Annotated in this window: 18 protein-coding genes and 1 pseudogene; 14 read left to right on the top strand and 5 right to left on the bottom strand. The window is 66.8% G+C overall.

The window, feature by feature from the left end; genetic code table 11:
- Positions 1-36: 36 nt before the first annotated feature.
- Entirely contained in the window at positions 37-489 is a 453-nt protein-coding gene (locus F0U60_RS07215) for an ABA4-like family protein (protein ID WP_395815760.1), read from the bottom strand.
- Positions 490-645: 156 nt separating this feature from the next.
- Complete coding sequence (locus F0U60_RS07210) at positions 646-1,071, bottom strand: hypothetical protein (RefSeq protein WP_395815758.1); 426 nt, start codon at positions 1,069-1,071, stop codon at positions 646-648.
- A gap of 158 nt (positions 1,072-1,229) precedes the next feature.
- Here F0U60_RS07210 and F0U60_RS07205 point away from each other — a divergent pair, with 158 nt between their 5' ends.
- The gene (locus F0U60_RS07205) at positions 1,230-2,489 is read left to right on the top strand and encodes an MDR family MFS transporter (protein ID WP_395815756.1); all 1,260 of its coding nucleotides are present in this window, start codon (positions 1,230-1,232) and stop codon (positions 2,487-2,489) included.
- Between the two features lie 6 nt (positions 2,490-2,495).
- Here the strand turns inward: F0U60_RS07205 and F0U60_RS07200 are convergent, their stop codons facing one another.
- Complete coding sequence (locus tag F0U60_RS07200; RefSeq protein ID WP_395815754.1) at positions 2,496-3,686, bottom strand: cytochrome P450; 1,191 nt, start codon at positions 3,684-3,686, stop codon at positions 2,496-2,498.
- 209 nt (positions 3,687-3,895) lie between these two features.
- Between F0U60_RS07200 and F0U60_RS07195 the strand changes: the two genes are divergently transcribed.
- From F0U60_RS07195 to F0U60_RS07175, 5 genes are all read left to right on the top strand, one after another.
- Positions 3,896-4,438 carry a D-alanyl-D-alanine carboxypeptidase family protein gene (locus F0U60_RS07195; RefSeq protein WP_395815752.1) on the top strand — a complete coding sequence of 181 codons (543 nt, stop codon included), beginning with the start codon at positions 3,896-3,898 and terminating at the stop codon, positions 4,436-4,438.
- A 168-nt stretch (positions 4,439-4,606) separates the two neighbouring features.
- Positions 4,607-4,870 (top strand): hypothetical protein, encoded by a 264-nt coding sequence (locus F0U60_RS07190; RefSeq protein WP_395815750.1) that lies wholly within the window; start codon positions 4,607-4,609, stop codon positions 4,868-4,870.
- The gene (locus tag F0U60_RS07185) at positions 4,858-6,099 is read left to right on the top strand and encodes an efflux RND transporter periplasmic adaptor subunit (RefSeq protein WP_395815748.1); all 1,242 of its coding nucleotides are present in this window, start codon (positions 4,858-4,860) and stop codon (positions 6,097-6,099) included. Before F0U60_RS07190 ends, F0U60_RS07185 begins: the two co-directional genes overlap by 13 nt.
- 6 nt (positions 6,100-6,105) lie before the next feature.
- Positions 6,106-9,279, top strand: coding sequence for an efflux RND transporter permease subunit (locus F0U60_RS07180; RefSeq protein WP_395815746.1), 3,174 nt, complete (start codon positions 6,106-6,108; stop codon positions 9,277-9,279).
- Positions 9,280-9,930: 651 nt separating this feature from the next.
- Positions 9,931-11,127, top strand: coding sequence for an aminotransferase class I/II-fold pyridoxal phosphate-dependent enzyme (locus F0U60_RS07175; protein ID WP_395815744.1), 1,197 nt, complete (start codon positions 9,931-9,933; stop codon positions 11,125-11,127).
- Here the strand turns inward: F0U60_RS07175 and F0U60_RS07170 are convergent.
- On the bottom strand, positions 11,115-11,891 hold the full coding sequence (locus F0U60_RS07170) for an SIR2 family NAD-dependent protein deacylase (RefSeq protein WP_395815742.1): 777 nt from the start codon (positions 11,889-11,891) through the stop codon (positions 11,115-11,117). The genes F0U60_RS07175 and F0U60_RS07170 overlap by 13 nt on opposite strands.
- A 148-nt stretch (positions 11,892-12,039) precedes the next feature.
- Here F0U60_RS07170 and F0U60_RS07165 point away from each other — a divergent pair, with 148 nt between their 5' ends.
- From F0U60_RS07165 to F0U60_RS07130, 8 genes are all read left to right on the top strand, one after another.
- Entirely contained in the window at positions 12,040-14,655 is a 2,616-nt protein-coding gene (locus tag F0U60_RS07165) for a DUF3656 domain-containing protein (RefSeq protein WP_395815740.1), read from the top strand.
- A 24-nt stretch (positions 14,656-14,679) separates the two neighbouring features.
- Entirely contained in the window at positions 14,680-15,735 is a 1,056-nt protein-coding gene (locus F0U60_RS07160; protein WP_395815738.1) for a prephenate dehydrogenase/arogenate dehydrogenase family protein, read from the top strand.
- Positions 15,736-16,074: 339 nt separating this feature from the next.
- Positions 16,075-16,527 carry an OPT/YSL family transporter gene (locus tag F0U60_RS07155; protein ID WP_395815736.1) on the top strand — a complete coding sequence of 151 codons (453 nt, stop codon included), beginning with the start codon at positions 16,075-16,077 and terminating at the stop codon, positions 16,525-16,527.
- Between the two features lie 291 nt (positions 16,528-16,818).
- On the top strand, positions 16,819-18,330 hold the full coding sequence (locus tag F0U60_RS07150) for a hypothetical protein (RefSeq protein WP_395815734.1): 1,512 nt from the start codon (positions 16,819-16,821) through the stop codon (positions 18,328-18,330).
- Between the two features lie 428 nt (positions 18,331-18,758).
- Entirely contained in the window at positions 18,759-19,088 is a 330-nt protein-coding gene (tnpA, locus tag F0U60_RS07145) for an IS66 family insertion sequence element accessory protein TnpA (protein WP_395815732.1), read from the top strand.
- Complete coding sequence (gene tnpB / locus F0U60_RS07140) at positions 19,082-19,465, top strand: IS66 family insertion sequence element accessory protein TnpB (RefSeq protein WP_395815730.1); 384 nt, start codon at positions 19,082-19,084, stop codon at positions 19,463-19,465. The genes tnpA and tnpB overlap by 7 nt, the downstream gene beginning before the upstream one ends.
- A gap of 27 nt (positions 19,466-19,492) precedes the next feature.
- Positions 19,493-20,971, top strand: coding sequence for an IS66 family transposase (gene tnpC, locus F0U60_RS07135; RefSeq protein ID WP_395815728.1), 1,479 nt, complete (start codon positions 19,493-19,495; stop codon positions 20,969-20,971).
- Positions 20,972-21,614: 643 nt separating this feature from the next.
- Positions 21,615-22,256, top strand: a complete 642-nt coding sequence (locus F0U60_RS07130; RefSeq protein WP_395815726.1) for a hypothetical protein — start codon at positions 21,615-21,617, stop codon at positions 22,254-22,256.
- Between the two features lie 75 nt (positions 22,257-22,331).
- Here F0U60_RS07130 and F0U60_RS07125 read toward each other — a convergent pair.
- Positions 22,332-22,807 (bottom strand): annotated as a pseudogene (locus F0U60_RS07125) (SMI1/KNR4 family protein).
- Between the last annotated feature and the right edge of the window lie 52 nt (positions 22,808-22,859).

Below are 22,859 nucleotides of genomic sequence, written 5' to 3'. Positions count from 1 at the left end.
GTTCTCCAGGGATGGCGAGGAGGGGAACGAAGAAGCTCAGGTGCCGGGAACGGGAAGCGGAGCCACGGCCGAGCGGAAGCGGCGCGACACCAACCGGACGCCCGCGTAGGCCAGGTAGCCCACGGGCCCCAGCATGAAGGTCATCAGCAGGCACGGCACGACGAGCAGATGCGAGATGCCCCGGCGCTGGGCATCCGCGAGCACCACCCTGCCCACCAGGAAGTCGAACGCGAGGTAGTGGATCCACCCCGCCAGCAGCATTCCGGGGCGATGGAGCGCCACATCAATGTGCGCCAGCGTGTCGAACTCACGCAGCAGGCCCGGCAGGTGGGGCGCGACCAGTGCCAGGTACAGCACACCGATGCCCAAAGGCACCACGTCGCTCTCCAACAACCACCGCGTCACACGGGCCCGGGGCGCCAGCACCATCGCCAGCCAGCCCAGCAGCACCGGGACGTTCAACACACTCAGGATCAGCTCTTCGTTCACGGACTACCTCGGGGGAACGCGCGGACGTGGCACCACCGCGCCGGATGTTGACAACGTAAACACCAAAGTAGTCGCTGTCAACATCCCTGCCGGGCTCAGGCCTGGAGGCCCCTCCAAAACCGTCCAAGGCCCGAGCCCGGCAGTCCCCCTCCAAGCTCAACGGCTGTCGCCGCGACGCGCGAGCACCTCGCCCGCGGGAGACACGGCATAGGACTCGAACCAGCCTGGGAACCGGTTCCTCGCCCCCCCGCACCGGTCGAACCGCTCATCCACGGTGACGTAATAGAGCTCGCGCCACTTGAAGACCCGGACGTCCAGCGCCTCCGCGGGGCTCGAGCACTTCGCGAAGACGTCGCTCTGGGCACTGAACGACTGGATGACCTCTCGAAGGGCCGCACTGGCGGCGAGCGCCGCTGGACCATCCATGGCACCCAGGTTCGAGACCTCCGCGACGTCCTTCCTGCTCGGCCAGGCGACGTTCCCTCCAGGCTTCCGGGAGCCATCCGTGACGGAGGAAGTGGTGGCACACGCCACGCAGCCGAGGACGGACATCACTTGGAGGAGCAAGAGAGTGCGAGTCATGGCGAGGCCACCTCCATCAACGAGACCTGGCCATCATCTGGCAGCACCCGCCCGCCGAGCATCATGCGGGGACACGCTCTTCATCATGATTTCATCATGAACCCCTCCCGGTCTCCCCCTGGTAAGCACGCCGGGCTTCACGCAAGCTGCGCCCCGATATGAAGCACCTGTTGGGGCGACTGGGGTCAGAGCTACGGGCGACGGCGGGAGGCCTGCCGAGTACGTACTGGTATCTGTGGACAGGCACGCTGGTGAACCGGCTGGGCGCCTTCGTGGTGCCCTTCCTGGCGCTGTACCTCACCCGGGAGCGCGGCTTCCGCGTAGAGGAGGCCGGGCTGGTGGTGTCACTGCACGGCGCGGGAGGCGTACTGGCGGGGCTGGTAGGAGGGACGCTGTCGGACCGCGTGGGCCGGAGAAGGACGCTGCTGGCGGGGCTGTGGCTGGGCTCGGCGGCGATGCTGTCCTTGGGCTTCTCACGCGCCACCTGGCACATCTGCGTGTCGGCCTTCCTGCTGGGCCTGCTGGGCGAGCTGTACCGGCCGGCGGTGTCCGCGGCCATCGCCGACGTCGTGAGGCCCGAGGACCGCCCGCGCGCCTATGGCTTGCTGTACTGGGTGGTGAACGTGGGCTTCTCCATCGCCCTGCCACTGGCGGGACTGGCCTCGCGCTTCGGCTTCCTCACCCTCTTCGTGGCGGACGCATGCACCACCTTCCTCTATGGACTCATCGTCTGGTGGAAGGTGCCGGAGACGCGCCCCACTGTCCCCACGGCGCAGGCCGCGCCCTCGCACCGGCTGCCTTCCCTGGCCCCCTTCCGGGACACGGTGTTCCTCGCCTTCGCCCTGCCCATCCTCCTCACCGCGCTCGTCTTCACCCAGCTCAACGTGACGCTGCCGCTGGACCTCACGTCGCAGGGCATGTCACCCGCGACCTTCGGGACGGTGCTCGCGATGAACGGTGTCCTCATCGTGCTGCTCCAACCCTTCGTGGGCCGGGCGCTGGCGACCATGCGACGCGCCACCGCGCTGGCCTGGGCCTCGGGACTGACGGGACTGGGCTTCGGGATGCATGCGCTTGGCGCGAACGTGGGCCTGGCGACGCTCGCGGTGGTGGTGTGGACGCTGGGTGAGATCGCCCAAGCACCCGTGGCCTCAACGGTGGTAGCGGACCTCGCGCCCGCGGAGCAGCGCGGCACCTACCAGGGCGCCTACTACATGCTGTGGGCCCTGTCCTCGTGCATCTCCCCGACGCTCGGCTCGTGGGTGCTGGGGCACTTCGGCTCCAAGGTCCTGTGGGGAGGCAGTCTGGGATTGGGGCTGTTCGCGGCCGGCTGGCACCTGGCCATCGCCGATGCCCGCCGCCGCCGCATGGAGACCCTGCGCCTCACCCGCACCGAGCTGAGCACCACGCTGGACTGAGGTACCTCACGCCGGGTGCAGCAGCGCGGGAATCGACGAGGGCCCGCGCACCACCATCGAGCGGTGCCACACCACCGGCCCCGGCCCCGGCGAGACCCCACCGTACCGCTCCAGCAACGCCTCCACGGCCAGCCGCGCCTCCAGCCGCGCGAGCGGCGCTCCAATGCAGAAGTGCGGGCCATGGCCGAAGGGCAGCTGCGAGCCCGGCCGATCGATGTCGAAGCGCTCGCTGTTCGGGAACAGCGCCTCGTCTCGGCAAAGCGAGCCCAGCAGCACCACCACCCGCGCCCCCTTGGGCAGACGGACCCCGCCCAACTCCACCTCCTCCGTGGTCACCCGCAGCAGTCCGTGGCCCGGCGCCCCGGTGCGCAGCACCTCCTCGACGAAGCGAGGAATGAGCGAGCGATCCGCACGCACCCGCGCCATCACGTCCGGGTGCTCCATCAGCGCCAGGACACACAGCCCCATCAGGTGCACCGTCGTCTCCAGCCCGCCCAGCAACATCAGGAACAAGAAGGCCAGGATCTCATCATCCGTGAGAGCCTCGCCCTCCACTCGGGCCCGGAGCAGGTCGCTCACCAGGTCCTCTCCAGGCTCGCGCCGGCGGCGCTCCACCACCTCGCTGAAGTAGCGCCTCACGTCCGCGACGGCCTGCCGCACCGGCTCCTGACGCTCCGTCTCATCGGGACGGATGGCGGTGACGCTGGTGAGCTGGTCCGCCCAGCGCTTGAGCTGCGAATGCAGCGAGGCGTCCAGCCCCAGCAGGTTGCCGAGCACGAACGCGGGCACGGGCAGGGCGAAGGCGGGAACCATGTCCACGGGGTGCTCCAACGGCAGCTTGGCGACGACCTCCTGGGCGAAGGCGCGCACGCGTGGCTCCATCCGGTTGACCGCCGCGGAAGTGAAGGCGTGGTTGACGAGCATTCGCAGCCGCCCATGCTGGGGCGGATCCATCGCGCCCATCGACTGTGACACGGGGTTGCCACCGAGCCACGGTGGGTTGGTCGCCAGCCCGAAGCCCGCCGAGGAGAAGAGTCGCGGGTTCTTGAGCACATACATCCCCTCTTCGTAGCGCGCGACGGCCCACATACCGCCCGGGTCCACCTGGCTGACGGGCGCATTGCGGCGCAGCTCCGCGTACAGGGGATAGGGATTCGCCTTCAGCTCGGGCGTCATCAGATTGGGGCGACCACTCATGGACAGGTCTCCAGGGAAGAGGCAGAACGCAGCAAACCGTACACTCAAGAACGCTACAGAGCAGGCGAGCGGACGAGCCTATTTGCCGCACAGGTTATCCCGTCTCGTTGGGAAGCCAGCAAACCTCGCGGCGCCTGTCTGGCCGCCTGCTCGCATTTTGGGAATGAATGTGAGAGCACCCTGTCCTGCCCCCTGGACAGGAACTGCCCATGCCGTTCCCGCGGCTCCGCTGGAGCCTCCTGCTCGCCCTCGTGTGCCTGCTCGCTCCTGGCCTCTCGCCTGGTGCTCAGCCGAAACGCAAACGGGTGAAGACTCCGTCGAAGCAGCTCGTCACCCTCCCGGGCGGCGAGTCGCTGCGCCGTGACGCCGCGGCTGCCTTCCTGCGCATGTCCACGGCGGCTCGCGCTGAGGGCATCCGGCTCTGGGTGAACAGCGGCTACCGCACCCGCCGGCAACAGCGCCTCCTGTATGAGCGCTACCGCATGGGCCTCGGCCCCCAGGCTGCACGCCCCGGCCGCTCCAACCACCAGCGAGGCCTCGCGGTGGACATCGTCGTGGGAGACGAGGACACCCCCACCTATCAGTGGCTCGCGGCCAACGCGTGCCTCCATGGCTTCCGCCGCACAGTGCCTTCGGAGCCGTGGCACTGGGAGTACCGGCCCCGCAGCACCCGCGCGCCGGCCCCGGGCACCGACTGCCTCGGCCAACCCCTGCCATCCAAAGAGCCGGAGCAGACGGCGTCCTCCTCCTGAGGTTTGGAGTGCTCGCTTTTGGGCACCCACGCTGTCGCGCCGTGCCCAGACCGCTCTCGGATGATGAGAGTGCTCGTTAGAGAGCACTCGCAATGTCTTGCTGTGTCATGAGCGTACTCATTTAGAAGGCAAACGAAGGGGGCGAACACCAATGTGGGCTGCCTGCCCATGCTCGCCCTCCTGCTCACAGCCCAGCTCTGGAATGCCAACGCTCCCGCCGGAGCGACGCTGGCCCAGGCTGAACCTCCCCTTGAGACCCAGCCCTCTGGAGCCCTGGCCCGGGCGTGCGAGCACGCCGCGGAGAATGACCGGCTCACCCACCGCGCCTTCGAGGTGGGCGCCGGGACGAGCCAGGACCTGGTGGTGAGTGAGTTCCAGTTGTTCCAGGCGCGGATGGGGGCATTCCTCGCGGAGGCGGCATGCGACTGGTGAAGCAGGGAGTGAGGGGAATGTGGTGGGTAGCCCTGGTGCTGGTCGGGTGCCAGAGCTCCAATGGCAAACAAGGCCCGCAGCAGGGTGGACCGGGAGGACCCGGGGCCGGACAGCCGATGGCGGTGGAGGTGATGGAGCTGAGACCGGGCCCGGTGCGCGACACCGGGGAGTACCTGGGAACGCTCATCTCCCGCCGCAGCATCACCGTCTATCCCCAGGTGGCCGGCTACGTGCAGCGCATCGTGGTGAAGCCCGGCGATCAGGTGAAGCGAGGACAGGCGCTGCTGGAGGTGGACCCGAGGCGCGAGCAGGCCAGCGTGCAGAGCGCCCAGGCTCAGCGCAGCTCGGCGCTGGCTCAGCGGGAGTTCGCCCGGAGCACCCGCGAGCGCGCCGAGCAGCTCCTGCGCGAGGGCCTCATGAGCCGTCAGGACTACGAGCAGGCGGTGACCCAAGCCACGGCGGCCGAGGCGGCTGCGCGCTCGGCGGAGGCCCAGCTCCAGTCGCAACAGGTGGAGCTCGGCTTCTACCGGGTGCAGGCGCCCTTTGACGGCGTGGTGGGCGACATCCCCGTGAAGCTGGGTGACTACGTCACCCCGCAGACGGCGCTGACGAGCGTGAACCAGGGCGAGGCGCTGGAGGTGTCCATCGCAGTGCCGCCGGAGCGCGCCGCGCAGGTGGAGGTGGGAAGCACGCCGGTGGAGGTGCTGAACAACGAGGGCAAGCCGGTGGTGAGCGCCCCCGTCTTCTTCGTATCCCCCACCCCCAACGCGCGCACGCAGTTGGTGGAGCTGAAGGCCGCCTTCGACAACACGGTGGGGCTGCGCCCGGGCCAGTTGGTGCACGTCCAGGTGGTGTACGACACGCGCGAGTCGCTGCGGCTGCCCACCTACGCGGTGACGCAGCAGAGCAGCCAGTTCTTCGCCATGGTGGCGGCACAGGGTGACGGGGGCTCCCCCATCGCGCAGCGCCGGCCCATCAAGGTAGGCGAGCTCCAAGACAACTACTACGAGCTGCTCGAGGGCCTGGAGGAAGGGACGCGGGTCATCGTCGGCTCGCTGCAGGCCATCCGGGATGGCCAGCCCATCCAGCCCAAGCCGGTGCAGCAGCCCCAGGACGAGGGTCAGGGCGTGGGCGGCGCCGCGGATGCGGGCACGGGGGGCGCGGGTACCGGTGACGCGGGAACAGGTGGCACCCGAGACGCGGGGACGGGTCCGGACGGGGGCAGGTGAGAGCACATGTTCACCGATCTCTTCATCCGCCGGCCCATCCTCGCCAGCGTCATCTCCATCCTCATCACGCTGGTGGGGGCCATCTCCATCCCCACCCTGCCGGTCGAGCAGTACCCCAACCTCGCCGCGCCCCAGGTGACGGTGACGTCCAACTACATCGGAGCCTCCGCCGAGGTGGTGGAGAGCGCGGTGACGACGGTGCTGGAGCGCCAGCTCAACGGCCTGGAGGGCATGCGCTACATCTCCTCCACCAGCAGCAACAACGGCACCAGCACCATCACCGTCACCTTCGAGCCGGAGCGGGACCTGGACGTCGCCGCGGTGGACGTGCAGAACCGGGTGGCCACCGCCTCGGCGCGGCTGCCCGCCGAGGTGAACGCGCTGGGCATCACCATCAACAAGACACAGTCGCAGCTGCTCATGTCCTTCGGTCTGTATGACAAGGAAGGGCGCTACGACACGGGCTTCCTCAGCAACTACGCGGACGTCTACATCCGCGACGCGCTGCTGCGAGTTCCAGGCGTGGGCGACGTGCGAATCTTCGGCGAGCGCCGCTTCGCCATGCGGCTGTGGTTGGACCCCACGGCGCTGTCGAGCCGGGGCCTCACGGCACAGGACGTGGTGAACGCCTTGCGCGAGCAGAACGTGCAGGTGGCTGCGGGCCAGGTGGGCCAGCCCCCCGCGCCCCAAGGCCAGTCGTATCAAATCAACGTGCAGGTGCTCGGCCAGCTCTCCACGCCGGAGCAGTTCGGGGACATCGTGGTGCAGCGCGGCGAGGACGGCTCACTGGTGCAGGTGAAGCACATCGGCAAGGTGGAGCTGGGGGCGGAGAACTACAACCAGCTCCTGCGCTTCAACGGCCGCGACGCAGTGGGCCTGGGCATCTTCCAGCTCCCCGGCTCCAACGCGCTGGACGTGCGCGAGGGCGTAGTGGCCGAGCTGGAGCGGCTCAAGACCAACTTCCCGCCGGGCATGGTCTACGAGCGGGCCTTCGACACCACGCGGGCGGTGGAGGAGTCCATCAACGAGGTGCTGCACACGCTGCTCGAAGCCGTCGTGCTGGTCATCTTCGTCATCTTCATCTTCCTGCACGGCTGGCGCAGCATCCTCGTGGTGGCCACGACGCTGCCGGTGTCACTGGTGGGCACCTTCGCCTTCGTGAGCGCGTTTGGCTTCTCGCTCAACACGCTGACGCTGTTCGGCCTGACGCTGGCCACGGGCCTGGTGGTGGACGACGCCATCGTGGTCATCGAGAACGTCGAGCGCCTCATGGCGGAGGAGAACCTGAACGCGCGCGAGGCGACGCACCGAAGCATGAAGCAGGTGGCGGGCGCGCTGGTGGCGACGGCGCTGGTGCTCTCCGCGGTGTTCGTCCCCGTGTCCTTCTTCCCGGGCACGACGGGCTCCATCTACCGGCAGTTCGCACTCACCCTCGCCTTCTCCATCAGCCTGTCGGCCCTGGTGGCCCTCACGCTGTCACCCGCCCTGTGCGCCCGGCTGCTGCGGCCCCACGAGGGCCAGAAGTGGCGCGTCTTCCGGTGGGTGGACCAGGCCATGGACCGCTTCCGCGGCGGCTACGCGCGCTTCCTGGGCAAGCTGCTGAGGCCCGCCGCCCGGTGGGTGGTGCTGGGCGTCTTCGTGGTGTTCCTGGGAATCACCGCGGTGCTCTACAGCGTCACGCCCACGGGCTTCATCCCCGAGGAGGACCAGGGCTACCTCATCGTCGCCATCCAGGGTCCGGAGGGCACGTCCCTGGACTACACGCGGCGAGTGCTCATCCAGGCCGAGGAGGTGCTGCGCCAGCAGAAGGAGGTGGAGGACATCTTCACCGTGGGCGGCTTCTCGCTGCTGGGCACCGGCCCCAACTACGGCGTCCTCTTCGTCAACCTCTCCCCTTGGGACAAGCGCGAGGAAGCGGAGCAGAGCGTTGCGGGCCTGGTGAACCGACTGCGCGGGCCATTCGCCGCCATCCCTGGAGCGCGGGTGCTGGCCTTCCAGCCCCCCACCATCCGCGGCGTGGGCAGCGTGGGCGGCTTCGAGTTCGTCCTCGAGGACCAGGAGGGTAACCACACCCTGGAAGAGCTGTCGGCGGCCACGCAACAGCTCGCGGCACGAGCCAATCAGTCCCCCGAGCTGCGCAGCGTCTTCTCCTCCTTCACGGCGAACACCCCGTTGCTCAACGTGTCGGTGGACCGGGAGAAGGCCAAGGCGCTCGGCGTGTCACTGGACACACTCTACTCCACGCTGCAGGTCTACATGGGCAGCCAGTATGTGAACGACTTCACCTTCGCCAACCGCGTCTACCGCGTCTACGTGCAAGCGGCCACGCCCTTCCGTGACGAGCCCCGGGACATCTCCGCCTTCTACGTGCGCTCGGCGCAGGGCGACATGGTGCCGCTGGAGAGCCTGGTGAAGGTGGCGCCCGTCACCACCGCGCAGAACATTCAGCACTACAACCTGTTCCGCTCGGCCACCATCAACGGCCAGGGCGCACCCGGCGTCAGCACGGGACAGGCGCTGGAGGCCATGGAGGCCGTCGCCCGCCAGGCGCTGCCCGCCGGTTACACCTTCGAGTGGACGGGCCTGTCGCTCGAGCAGAAGCAGGCCTCGGGCAAGGTGCTGCTCATCTTCGGCCTGGGCATCATCTTCGTCTTCCTGGTGCTGTCGGCGCAGTACGAGAGCTTCGCCCTGCCCTTCGTCATCATGCTGGCGGTGCCGGTGGCCATCCTGGGAGCGCTGGGGTTGCAGAACCTGCGCGGGCTGGCCAACGACGTCTTCTGCCAGGTGGGTCTGGTGATGCTCGTGGGCCTGTCCAGCAAGAACGCAGTGCTCATCGTGGAGTTCGCCGAGCAACTGCGTCACCAGGGCAAGAGCGTGGTGGACGCGGCCATCCAAGCGGCGGACACTCGACTGCGACCCATCCTGATGACGTCCTTCGCCTTCCTGCTGGGCGTGGTGCCACTGGTGCTGGCCTCGGGCGCGGGCGCGGCCTCGCGCAAGTCGCTGGGCACGGCGGTGTTCGGCGGCATGCTGCTGTCCACCTTCGTGAACCTCATCTTCATCCCCGTGCTGTACACGCTGGTGGAGCTGGCGCGCACGAAGCTGCTCAAGCGACACAAGCACGGAACACCGCCGCCCGCGGCGCCAGGAGGAGATGGGCAGACACCGCATCCAGCCTGAGGCCCTTCCCCTCTCCCTTTGGGAGAGGGACGGGGTGAGGGTATCGGGTGAACCCAGGCGGCCCCCCCTGCCCACACCGTGGAGCGACTGAACGGTGCCGATTCCGCCGCGGATGAGGTGGGGAATGTCGCAGCGGGAGACCTGCTCCACGACCACGGGGACGGTCGGCGGCCCCGTTGCCGTGCGTAGCTTCGAGGTGGCGACGACGCGCGTGTCAGCTACGGCGCGCCGAGGGCCCGCTCGAACAAAAAAACAGCGGCGGGCGTTCCCTCTGGCAAAGGATCGCCCGCCGCGCACCACATCGAACCGTCAGAGGAGGAGGAGTTGACGGGTCATGTCACGGTGTAGGGCTCCATAGAGCACGCGCCATGCCAAAGCCCAACCCCTTGATAAGATGAGGGCAACTTTTCAGACATGGTGCGTCAATGCTCCACGTTCAAGACTCAAGAATGTAAAGAGCCCTGACAATCCCACCTGAATCCCTTGGAGTCTCAACACTTTGGGAGGCTCATGCGACGGTGTCCCGAACCAGGACACCCCTGTCCTGGTCCAGGACAGTCTACCCACCCCACCCGTGTCAGCGCGAGAGGACCCGGAGGGAGCACACGAGCCACGGTGATAAGGAAGACTCCGCCCAACACCGAGGCTCTTGTGGTCCGCCCTGCCAAGCACATCGAGAACGTCCGATACGCCATCCGCAACGTCGTGGCCGAAGCGAGCCGCCTGGAGGCACAGGGACGGGAGATCCTCTACCTGAACATCGGGGATCCACTGAAGTTCGACTTCCGGACTCCGCCGCACCTGATTGAAGCGGTCCACCAGGCGATGCGGGACGGACACAACGGGTATGCGCCCTCGGCGGGAATCCCGTCAGCGCGAGAGGCCATCGCCCGAGAGGCCCACCGCCATGGCATCCCCGGCGTCGCGCCGGCGGACGTGGTGGTCACCACCGGTGCCAGCGAGGCGCTCGAACTGGCGCTCACGGCGCTGCTGGAGCCCGGAGAGCGCGTGCTCCTGCCCTGCCCCGGCTACCCGCTCTACAACGCGCTGATGGCCAAGCTGAGCGCCCAGGGCGTGCCCTACTCGCTCGACGAGGAGAACGGCTGGTCGTTGGACCTGGAGGAGATCGACGCGCTGTGCACGCCCGGCACCCGCGCCATCCTGCTGTGCAACCCCAACAACCCCACGGGCGCGGTGCTCGACCGGAAGGCGCTGGAGGGCCTACTGGAGATCGCCCGGCGGCGCGGGCTGGTGGTGCTGTCGGATGAGATCTACGACAAGCTCATCTACGACAAGCCGCACGTGCCCACCGCGTCGCTCGCGACGGATGTGCCCATCATCACCTTCAGCGGCATGTCCAAGGCATACCTGGCCTGCGGCTGGCGAGTGGGCTGGCTCGTCTTCAACAACGCGCACCTGATGCCGGAGCTCAAGAGCGCGGTGATGCGGCTGGCGGATGCGCGGCTGTGCGGTCCGGCCCCGCAGCAATACGCCATCGCGCCCGCCTTGGACGGGCCGCAGGACCACATCGCGGAGATGATGAAGCGGCTGCGCGTCCGGCGCGACCTGATGGTGCGCCGCATCAACACCATCCCCGGCCTGTCCGTGGTGGAGCCCGCCGCCGCGTTCTACGCCATGCCCCGCATCCAGCTGCCCGGCGTGCTGAACGATGAGGACTTCGTCCTGTCGCTGCTGCGCACCACGGGCGTGCTGTTCGTCCACGGCAGCGGCTTCGGGCAGAAGGCCGGCACCACCCACTTCCGGGTGGTCTTCCTCCCGCCCGAGGACATCCTCACCACCGCGTTCGACCGGCTGGAGACCTTCGTCCGCGAGCGCTACCCGCGCTGAGCCATCCACCGGTCGCGCGCGGCCCACAAGGCCTCGCAGGCGGCCACCGCGCCCATCTTCAGCTTCACGTCGACCACCTCCGACAGCTCGGTGCTCCCCGGGTTGATCTCCACGGTCGGACGCTTGTGCGCGATCGCCTCGAGCACGGGCCCGTCGATATAGGGGAACAGGCTCGAGGTCCCGATGGAGAACACCACATCGAACCCCGTCGCGAGCTCCTGCTGGAGGCGCATCACCTTCAGCTGCGGCAGCATCTCCTCGAAGAGCACGACCTCGGGGCGCAGCAGCGCGCCACACTGAGGGCAGCTCGGACACGGCTCCAGGTTCGAGTAATCCACCACGCGCTCGGTGAAGGAGCACTGCGTGCAGCGCAGCTCGTGGATGTCACCGTGGATGTCGATGACGTTCTTCGAGCCCGCCGCCCGGTGGAAGCCGTCGACGTTCTGCGTGAGCACCCAGCAGCGCTCGAAGCACTCCTCGAAGCGCGCCAGGATTTCATGGGCGCGGTTGAAGGTCGCACCCCGGCAGGCGCGCTCGATTTGATGGATGTGGTTCCACGTCAGCTCGGGCCGGCGCCGGAACATGCTCCCCGAGAGCGCCACCTCGATGGGCAGACCCTCGTCGGTGGTCTTGCCATTGTAGAGCCCTCCGATGCCGCGATAGGTGGGGACACCCGACTCCGCTGAGATTCCAGCGCCCGTGATGAACAGCACACTGCGGGCACGGGAGAGATGCGTGATGACGCGCTCGATCGCCTGGTCCATGGGATGAGCGTCGCAGCCGGACGGCCCCCTCGCAAGACTCAGCGGAATTCCGACCCCGAGCCCCCGCCGGGCATGGAAGCGGGCTCCCTCGGACAGCCCCCGCCAGAGAGGGACGCCGGGCCGGTGGGGGCGTGTTATGTGAGGCAGCATGCCTCCCCGCCGTCCTGAAATCCTCGCCCCCGCGGGCGACCTCGAATCCCTGCGCGCGGCGCTCGCCAGCGGAGCGGACGCCGTCTATTTCGGGCTGGACGAGGGCTTCAATGCCCGCGCCCGCGCCGACAACTTCTCGCTCGCTCGCCTCCCCGAGACGATGGCCGTCGTCCACCGAGCCGGAGCGCGCGCCTATGTGACGCTCAACACGCTCGTCTTCGAGCCCGAGCTGCCCGTGGTGGAGCGCATCCTCCGCCGGGTGGCCGAGTCGGGCGTGGATGCCCTCATCATCCAGGACCCAGCCATCGCCCTGCTGGCCCGCGCCATCTGCCCTCAATTGGAGCTGCACGCCTCCACGCAGATGACCGTCTCCAGCGCCGAGGGCATCCGCTTCGCCCGGGCCCTGGGCATCACCCGCGTCGTCGTCCCCCGCGAGCTCTCCACCACCGAAATCCGCCGGCTCGCCGGGCAGACGGACATGGAGCTGGAGGTCTTCATCCACGGCGCGCTCTGCATGTCCTGGAGTGGCCAGTGCCTCACCAGCGAGGCCTGGGGCGGACGCTCGGCGAACCGGGGCCAGTGCGCCCAGTCCTGCCGCCTGCCGTATGACCTGGTGGTGGACCACCAGACGCGCGACCTGGGCGAGGTGAGGTACCTGCTCAGCCCCAAGGACCTGGCCGGCGTGCGCGCCGTGCCCGAGCTGATCGACATCGGCGTCCACAGCCTGAAGATTGAGGGCCGCCTGAAGGGTCCGCAGTACGTGACGACCACGGTGCAGGGCTACCGGCGGTGGGTGGAAGGAATCCTCGAGGGCAAGCCGGATGAGCGCCAGCTCGAGAAGGACCTGGCCGCCATGTCCCTCACGTACAGCCGCGGCTTCTCGAATGGCTTCCTCGCGGGCTCGGACCACCAGACGCTCGTCGAGGGCCGCTTCCCCAAGCACCGGGGCCTGTACCTCGGCCGCGTGCGCTCGGTGTCCGGCAAGGAGGTCGTCGTCACGCCCGACGAGCGCCCGTGGACCGGAGGCCTCGGCCTGGGCGAGGAGCGCCCCGAGTCCCCCAGTGGACAGGTGTCCTCTCCGCTCGCGGGTAACGAGCCCACACCGGCGGCCGTGGACCCGCGTCCGGGCATGGGCGTCGTCTTCGACGCGGGAGCCCCCGAGGACAAGCACGAGCCCGGAGGCCCCATCTTCCGCGTGGACCGCAAGGGCAACGGCTGGGTGCTGGGCTTCGGCCACCCGGGACCGGACCTGGGACGGGTGGCACCGGGCCAGCGCGTGTGGCTCAACAGCGACCCGTCGCTGGCGCGCCACACGGAGAGCCTGCTCTCGCACGGTGAGCCCGAGGGCCGCATCCCGCTGACCCTGAAGGTCTCCGGCGCCGAGGGCACCCCGCTGCGCCTCCACGCGAGCGCCTGGGGACACGAGAGCACGACCGCGGGCCAGACGCTGCTCGCTCCCTCGAAGGGCAAGGGCCTGGACGAGGCCCTGCTGCGAGACAAGCTGGGCGCCATGGGAGGCACGCCCTTCACGCTGGCGCAGCTGGACTGCACGGAGCTGGCGCCGGGCCTGCACCTGCCCGTCTCCGAGCTCAAGGCGCTGCGCCGCGACCTTGTGGCCGAGCTGACCGCGGCGGTGGAGCGAGGCCCCAAGCGCACGGTGGAGGAGAAGCCGGTGCTGGAGCAGGTGCGCGCCTCGCTGCTCGAGCGCGTACCCGAGGTGCCGGCCGAGGACACCCCGCGCCTGCTGCCGCTGTGCCGCAACGACGCGCAGCTGGAAGCTGTCATCGCCGCGGGCCTGCGCGAGGTGGAGCTGGACTGGATGGAGATGGTGGGCCTGCAGCGCGCGGTGGAGCGGGCGCGAGCGGCGGGGCTGCGCGTGACGATCGCCACGGTGCGGGTGCAGAAGCCGGGCGAGGAGGGCTACGACGCGCGCCTGGACAAACTGCGTCCCGACGCGGTGCTGGTGCGCCACTGGGGCGCGATGATGCACTTCCTGGAGCGCCCCGCGGGCCAGCCGCGCCCGGTGCTGCACGGGGACTTCTCGCTCAACGTCACCAACTCGGTGACGGCGGCGTACCTGCTCGGGATGGGGCTGGACACGCTCACCTTCTCGCACGACCTGGACGAGACGCAGCTCTTCTCGCTGCTGGAGCACGTGCCGGCGCACCGCTTCGCCGTGGCGCTGCACCACCACATCGCCACGTTCCACACGGAGCACTGCGTGTACTCGCACACGCTCTCGAGCGGGCGCGACTACCGGAGCTGCGGCCGGCCGTGCGAGAAGCACCAGATTTCGTTGCGGGACCGCATCGGGCTGGAGCACCCGGTCATCGTGGACGTGGGCTGCCGCAACACGGTGTTCAACGCGCAGGCACAGAGCGCGGCCTCGCTGGTGCCAAAGCTGCTGGCGCGCGGGGTGAAGCGCTTCCGAGTCGAGTTCGTCCGCGAGTCGCAGGAGGAGGCCACGCGCGTGCTGACGGCCTACCAGGAGCTGCTGGCCGGAAGGATTCCGCCGTCCGAGGCGGTGCGGCGAGCGGCGGTGCACGAGCAGTTCGGTGTCACGCGAGGCACGATGCAGGTGCTGAGCCAGGTCCCGGAGACGAAACGCGGCTAGACCCTCTCAGGTAGAGTGGGAGTCATGACGGTCGCCATCATTGGATACGGACGCTTTGGCCGCGCGCTCGGCTCGCTGTTGGAGGAGGCGGGCATCGACTACCGGGCGCTGGATCCGGTGGCGGACGTCCCCGCGTCCCGTCGCGCCGGCTCGATGAGGGAACTGCTCACCGGGGCCACGCGAGTGGTGGTGGCCGTGCCGGTTCCGCGGATGCGGGAGGTGCTCGAGGCGATGCTCCCCCACCTGCGCCCGGAGCAACTCGTGCTGGACGTGGGCAGCGTGAAGGTGAAGCCCGTGCAGGCCATGAACGAGGTGCTCGGAACCCGGGTGCCCTGGGTGGGGACCCATCCCCTCTTCGGCCCGCTCAGCCTGGCCATGGCCGAGCGCCCCTTGCGTGTCGTGGTCTGCCCCAACCCGCTCTATCCGGAGGCAGCCCGAGAGGCCCGAGCCTTCTACGAGCGGCTGGGCTGCGAGATCATCGAGCAGACGCCCGAGGGACATGACCGGGTGATGGCACACACGCACGCGCTGACCTTCTTCGTAGCCAAGGGCATGGTGGACGCGGGCTCGGGAGTGGACGTGCCCTTCGCGCCCGCGAGCTTCAAGGCGCTGTCGCGCACCATCGAGACGGTCCGCTCAGACGCAGGGCACCTCTTCACCGCCATCCAGCACGAGAACCCCTTCGCGCGAGAGGCGCGCGGGCACCTGCTCCATGCACTCGAGGCCATCCACCACGAACTGGAGACGATACCGCCCGAGGCCGCCACGCCGGACACGCCGAGCATGGAGCTACCGGCGCTCGAGACGGGGCTGCCGGAGCTCAAGGAGACCCGCGAGCTCATCGACCAGCTCGACCACGACTTGGTGGAGTTGCTGGCCCGGCGAGCCGAGCTGGCCAGGAGAGCCCTTCGCGCCAAGGCCCAGGCGGGCACGCCGGTGCCGGACCCGGCACGGGAAGAGGCGGTGATCGCCACGCGCCGGGCCTGGGCAACCGAGTTGGGAGTGGACCCGGAGGGCATGGAGGCTATCTTCCGCGCCATCCTCCGCTTCTCCCGGCGCGCCCAGCAAACGAAGGAGTGACCCCAATGGAATTCAAACCCGTTGGAGCGGGTGCTCCCACACGTGCCCTGCCGGCAGTGGACGCTGTCCTTTCCGCACCGGGTGTGGTGGGTGCTGCTGATGGAGAAGGGGCTGCCCTCGGGCGTCCTCACCCTCTTCCTGCGAGCGGCGTTCGCCCTGCAGCATCGGAGGGCTCAGCGGCTGGGTTTGCGGGGTGGGCAGCTCAGGGCCGTATCGTTCTGGGAGGGCGGCCTGGAGAGGCCTGCGCCCAAAAGTGGCTGCACTGTCTCTACACTGCCTGGCCTAACCGCTCTCCTCGGCCTTTCTGCACCAGCCCACACTCTCAATAGGCTTCTTCATTTGCCCTATACGTCGAAGATGCTCGTGAACGAGGAGGTCTCGCAACTGCAGTCGGTCCGCGTCGGCGCGCTGTGCGGCCTAGCGATGGTGCTGCTGGAGCGCTGGGCCCCGAACAAGGCGAAGCCGTTCATTCCCTCGCCGTCGAGCATGGAGCTGTTCATCGTGATTCCGGACGCGAACTCCATCAGCGTCTTCATCGGTACGGCCATCGCCGAGTACCTGCGCCGCAAGAAGCCGCAACTGGCCGAGGCCACCGTGCTCCCGGTAAGCTCGGGCTTCATCGTCGACAAGAGCCTCATGGGTGTCGCCGTGGCGATGCTCAAGGACTTCGAGGTGATGCCCATGAGGCCCTCGCGGAAGGTGCCGAGGGCGGGAGCCGCTCCGTCTCGAGCTCTCGCGTCCACCGATCTAGGTATTCCTCACGCGTCTGCGCGTCCGGCAATCCCTCGATGAGCAGTGCGACGGTGACCCCGTTGCAGCTGAGAGGACACGCAGCGGTGCGAGAGTGGGGCCTTTCCTCGTACTCGAATCGGAGCCGAAGCTGTTCCGGGGGACGTACGTGGACGGCCTTCACCCGGGTTCCGTTCATGGTCGTGAACGAGTATCCCTCCTTAAGCCGTCCATCGAGATAGCCCGGCCAAAGAAGTCCAAGGGCTTCAAAAAGGGCCTTCTTACCTTGTCACATGCTTGCTGGTCTGACAGGATCCGAGATCACCATCGGGTAGGAAATTTGGATCGTACGCTATGCCATCTGAAGCTCCTAAGCACATTCTGAGCCAGTTGAAGTTTCCAGATCGGTATGAGCGACTGTCCTCTCTATTGGGCAGTCGCGTAGCTGAACTGCTTATCCCTCCTCCGGATGAAGTTCTGCTTGGGTTGCGTAGCATTGCGCATAGTGTTGACACCCGAGGGGAAGGATTCTTCTTGCCTTTGTCTGGCCCTACAGGAACTGGCAAAACAACACTGGCCAATAGCCTCAGCGCCTTTCTTCCTGAATATTTCTGTCAAACCTTTGAGCATCCAGAGTCGTCCACAATTACATTCGACTCTTTGCAAACGACGGCCATCAAGGGGCGAGAACTTACCTCGCTGGACGATCATCGAATTCTCCCGATTAATATTGATAACCGAGAAGGTGCTCCGCCATCCGAGCGGGAACTTGCAGAAATCAAGCGTTTCCTAAGGTCTCCGAAGACAGGAAGTAAGGCGATTGTCATATGGCCCGAGACATCGCAATCGATTGCCCAGCAAATCGGGAAAGATTTTCAGCAAATTGCAGGTGCAACGATAATTCCTCTTCCTTTTGAGGCGAAGGGGCCTCCTCGAAATACTTGGCAGGACACAGCGCTCCATATTCTGCATCTTTGCAATGAGATTACGTCTCTTGAAGAGTTGGGGATCAATCCGAAGAATTATGATCCGAACAAGTATTCGACTCTGGGAGAGTTTCTCAAAAAGATTTCCATTGATTTTGATACTCAGTCTGCAGAGTTGCGGGCGTCAACTCAAAAGCCACTACATCTGTTGATTACATTTGTTTCGGAGAGCATTGAAGCAGGGGCTTTGACGCACCTGACAACGCCCAGTAAGTACGGTCTCCTCGATGCCAATGGTCTTCTTAATGCAACAAAAGATAGCGCCATTGGTAAGTGGTGGTCCGCTCGGCGAGCATTGTTGACTCAATCGATCATCAAGCTCAATGCGCGCGCGTTCCATTTGCCTCCGTCGACCAGCATGATTATTTTGCGACGATTTGGTCCCGAAGACGTCGTCAAAAAGCTGAATAGCCTCACCAAGAGTTCAAAGAGAAAACTCCCCAGGGCAGATCAGTCGCGTGTTGCGGAATACGTGCGACGTACGGATTTGGGGAAATATATGTCCAATTCGACAGCAACTGCGTATGAAACACGAGGGCGACCGCCCGAGGAGGCCAAGGCCGCATTTGCGGCTATGGCCAAACAGGGAATTTGGACCGCGGGAAAAGACAAGCAATTAAATGGAGCCATGCTGGAGGCTCTTAAGATTCTACTGGCGTCCGCAAACATTAAGATTTCAGAGGCACAACACGAAAAGGCCATTGATGGACTGCCGTTGATTCCTGACAACTCAATGAGAATCAGCGATCAGGTTTTTTGCATTGAATATGCTTGGCGTTCAGGCAATTTCCTTGACTCTGGCAATAGGTCTGAAGCTGCCCAGTATTGCCTCAGTAAACTCAAAAATTATGCGCTGGCGTTCGGCTGGACCGCCCCTTGACGCTTAGGATTCTCTATCGGCGCGGCCATCGCTGAGTACCAGCGTCGCAAGAAGCCGCAACTAGCCGAGGCCACCATGCTCCCGGTGAGTTCGGGCTTCATCGCCGGCAAGAGCCTCATGGGTATCGCCGTGGCGATGCTCACAAGGCCTTCGGAGAGATGCCCAAGAGAACCTCGCGGAAGGTGCCTAGGGGCGGGAGCCGCCATTTCGTACCCGTCCGGATTTCGACGGGGGTTGCGTCCGAGGCACAGGAGGCCATGGACCCCATCCTTGAGCTGTACCTGAGAAGATGTCGAGAAGGTGTCAAAGAACTTGAGCAGCACGACCTGGCACGACACGCGGTGGGAAAGAGAAAAGCGGTATCCGTCCGGCCAATGACGTGCTGAGGAGCTTGGCCGGGGTGAGGGAGCCGACGGACCCTGCCGGGCATGTCGAAGCAGAGTGAGAAGCCGGAGTGGGTCCGGGTCGCCGAGGAGTACGAGGCGAGCGGGCTGACGCAGAGGGAGTTCGCGGAGCGTCGGGGCATGACGCTGAGCACGTTGCAGTCGTGGGTGTACCGGCGTAGGCGTCAGGAGAGAGCGCCTGTGGTGGAGCCAGTGCGGCTGCTTCCGGTCCAGGTGAGGGCGGCCCCGGTGGAGCGCGGCAGCGGCACCCTCGAGGTGCTCACCGCCAGCGGGGAGCGCGTGAGCTTCGCGGTGGGCACGGACGTGCAGTACGTGGCGCGACTGGTGGCCGCGTTGGAGCGCAAGACGTGCTGACGCTGCCCGGCTCGGTGAGGATTCTGCTGGCCACCCAGCCGGTGGACATGCGCAATTCCATAGACGGGCTCATGGCCCTGGTGCGCACCGCCTGGGGCGAGGACGTGTACTCGGGGCACCTCTTCGTCTTCGTCAGCCGCAAGGGCGACCGGGTGAAGATTCTCACCTTCAGCCGCGGCGGTTTCGTCCTTTACTACAAGCGCCTGGAGACGGGCCGCTTCCGGCTGCCGCCCGTGGACGCTGACGCCCAGGCCGTGCAACTGGACGCCACGCAATTGGCCATGCTGCTGGACGGCATTGATGTGGCACGCGTGGAGCGCCCGCGTGCCTGGACTCCTACCGGCCAGCCTTCGGCAGAAGTCACCTCGCAGAAGTGACCGCCTCAGTAGGGTGTTGGCGGAGGCATGACTCGCCAGCTTCCCCTGGACCATTTCTGCCCCTGGCGCGAGGAGGCCGAGGAGCTGCGCGAGCGGCTGACGGCGCTGGAGGCCAAGACGGCCACCTTGGAGCGGCACGTCTTCGGCAGGAAGGCCGAGCGGCTGCCGGGAATTCAGCAGTTGCTGCAGCGCGAGCAGACCGACGAAGACACCGAGGCACGCCGGCAGCAGGCTCTGGACAAGCGCCGGGAGCGAGCGGCGCGTCGGGCCGAGGCGCCTGCCCGGCAGGTGCACCACCTCGTCCCCGAGGAACAGCGCAGGTGCCCCGCGTGCGGAAACAACGAGCTGAAGGAGTTGGGGCAGGGGCGCACCACGGTGGTGTACGAGTACATTCCGGCGCGCCTCGAGCGTCAGGTGCACGTGCAAGAGACGCTGGCATGCGCGTGCGGCAAGGGCGTGGTGACAGCGCCAGCGCCGCCCAAGGTGGTGGACAGGGGCGAGTACGGGCCCGGTTTCATTGCCCACGTGGTGGGCTCCAAGTGCGCCGACTCCATGCCCTTGCATCGGCTGGCGCAGAGGCTGGAGCGTGGCGGTGTGCCCATGAGTCGCAGCACGTTGACGGACTTGTTCCACCTGGCCGCCGAGGTGTTGTCGCCCGTTTCAGTCCGCCTGTTGCAACACATTGCGCGCGCCGAGGTGGTGTGGGCGGACGAGACGCCCTTGCGCGTGCTGGACGTGAAGAAGACGCGCAAGGGCTACCTGTGGACCTTCCTCACCAGGAATGAAAAGGGCGAGTGGCTCATTGGCTACCGCTTCAGCATGGGCCGTGCGGGCAAGACGCCCAAGGATGTGCTGGGGGGCACCACGGGCGCGCTCGTGGTGGACGCGTACACCGGTTACAACACGGTGACGGTGCCCACGGGCCGCGTGCGCGTCGGCTGCTGGGCGCACGTGCGCCGCAAATTCTTCGACGCCCTCTCCAAGACGCCCGAGGCCGGGACGGTGCTCGATTCAATCCTGGCGCTGTACCGGGTGGAACACGAGGCGCTCAAGGCCGGCGTAGTGCGCACGCTCGCCCACCGCGCCTTGCGCCAGCAGAAGAGCCGTCCCGTGCTGGAGGCGTTGCACGCCTACCTCACGCAGCAGCAGCCGCTGCACCTGCCCAAGGGGCCCATGGGACAGGCCATTGCCTACGCACTCAACCAGTGGGACGCCCTCTGCCGCTTCGTGGAAGACGAGCGGCTGCCGCTCGACAACAACCGCTCGGAGGGCGCGCTGCGCAAGGCCGCTGTGGGCCGCAAGAACTTCCTCTTCGTCGGGCACGAGGCGGCGGGTGAAAACCTCGCGGGCCTCTACGCCCTGGTGGCCACCTGCGAGGTGAATGGAATCAACCCCGAGGAGTACCTGGCCGACGTGTTGCTGCGCGTGCAGACGCACCCCAACTCGCGCCTCGACGAGCTGCTGCCGCATGAGTGGAAGCGGCTGCGCGCCGCGGACTCCTCCTGAGCGCTCCCGCGCTCGCAGCCCGCCCTGCTCATCGCCTCCGGCCAGCTCGCGACCATCGCCGAGCACGCCCCTCGTCCGCCCTCAAGCAGCCTCAGCACGTCGTCCGTCGGACGGGTACGAAAAGCGGGAAACGCGCCGAGAAGTCCCCTCGCCTCCACCGAGCCGCCGCCTCTCGAAATGCCGCGACGAAGGCCCGGTATTGCTCGCGTAACTCCTTCAACGCATGCCTCGTGGAGGCATGCCCCAACGGCCTCGGGCCCCTCTTGAGGTGCGCGGGCCGGGATGCGGGTGCTGCTCCCGCACAACCCCAGCCGCCAGAACAGGCGAACCCCGTGCTTGGGCTTCGGCTTCCACTTCTTCCACCAGCCCCCGCACTGCACGCTGCCTCTCCTCCTCTCTCAGTCCTTCGCAGCACGGCAGGGGCGCTACTTCCAACTCCACCGGCTCGGCCCACTCCTGCGCGAAGCGCCCCTCTCTCTCCATGTCCTCGCCGCTTCCCCGTTTGCTCCAGCACTTCGTCCAGTTGAACACCGGAACTCCCGGGAAGGTGTCAAAGGATTCGTACCAACTCCTTGCTCCCCCACGAATCGTCTGACACCCACAGTCGGCTCCGTCCTACTCGTGGAAGGTATATGCTTGCTCCATGGGTGTGACCTTTTTCTGGCTGTCTCTCCGCATCCCATTCAAGATCGCCTCCGGAGTCGCCGCACGCTTCGCCGAGGCCGTGACCGCCTCGCCCGTGAGTCCAGCGGCGCGCCGGGTGCTCGAGCGCTGGCGCGAGACCCCCAACTCCTTGTCTCCCGAGTTCGTTCCCAATCCTGCCCGTCCTGACGTGTGGATGGAGTCCGAGGGAACCGTGGATTTCGAGGAGTTGTTCCGCCCGGAGGCCCTGAGTGCACTTGGGCAAGGACTCCTCATGCGGGGCACGGAGGCGAAAAAGTGGGGCATCGAACCCACCGAGGAGAATTCAGGCATCATCGTGACCGACCGCATCCCAGCCGCCGCTGCCTTGTACTTCGGACTGGGGGCTGAGCGAGCGGCACAGCTCCCGGGCCACTTCGGAGCCTTCTTCGTGGCTCCGAGCGATGTCGGTCAGGTCCTGCCCCTCCTGGAAGCCGTGCTCGCACGGCCCACCCCGGAGATGCTCTCGCGAGCCCGGCGCTGGCTGGACCGTGGCAATAACGAGTACACCCAGCCCGAAGAACTGTTCGACTTCATTCCCCGTGCCCTGAGGACAGCGCACGCGCGGCATGAAGGATTGTTGCTGCTCACGACCAAGGGCTGACCGGTCAGTTCGCCTGCGGCGACTCGACGGACATCCAGAAAGCGTCCATTGGCAGCATGATCAATGCAGGTTGAATCACTTCTTCCCCAACCAGTACGAGCGTCCCTTGCTGCGCAACACCTCCTCCAGGAACTCGGAGAAGGAACTGGCGATCTGCTCGCAGTAGGCCGGGTCCGGCCATGTCTCGTGGTCGCCGTCGAAGAGGGGTAACGGCCGTTCTGCTGCCGGGCCACGTCCACCACCACGTAGTTGCCGTCCTGCACATCACAGAGGGCATACATCGAGGCCGGGCCCCACTGGTCGTCATCCTCTCGACGAATGGCCACCCTCGCCCGGACGATCTCGGACAGGGGAAGCATCTGGTAGGGGGCATCCGGCAGCCGATTGAACAGCTCCGCTCCGTTGCAATGCAGGTAGAAGGCCCGCAGGTCCGAATCCAGCTTCCAGCCTACCCGCTGCTCGAATGCTTCAATCTCCTCGGGCGTGGCGGGCGCATAGGGGAAGTGTTCGCAGGAGACCTCTTCGAGCAAGCGGCTCATCGGCGTGGCCATCGTCAGTAGTCCGTATAGGGCTCCGAAGTGGTGTCAAACGCTTTGTAAAGCG

It is taken from the genome of Archangium minus, assembly GCF_044360475.1.
Classification (GTDB): domain Bacteria; phylum Myxococcota; class Myxococcia; order Myxococcales; family Myxococcaceae; genus Archangium; species Archangium minus.
The sequence above is the reverse complement of the archived record's forward strand: the minus strand, read 5'-3'. Positions and strand labels throughout refer to the sequence as shown.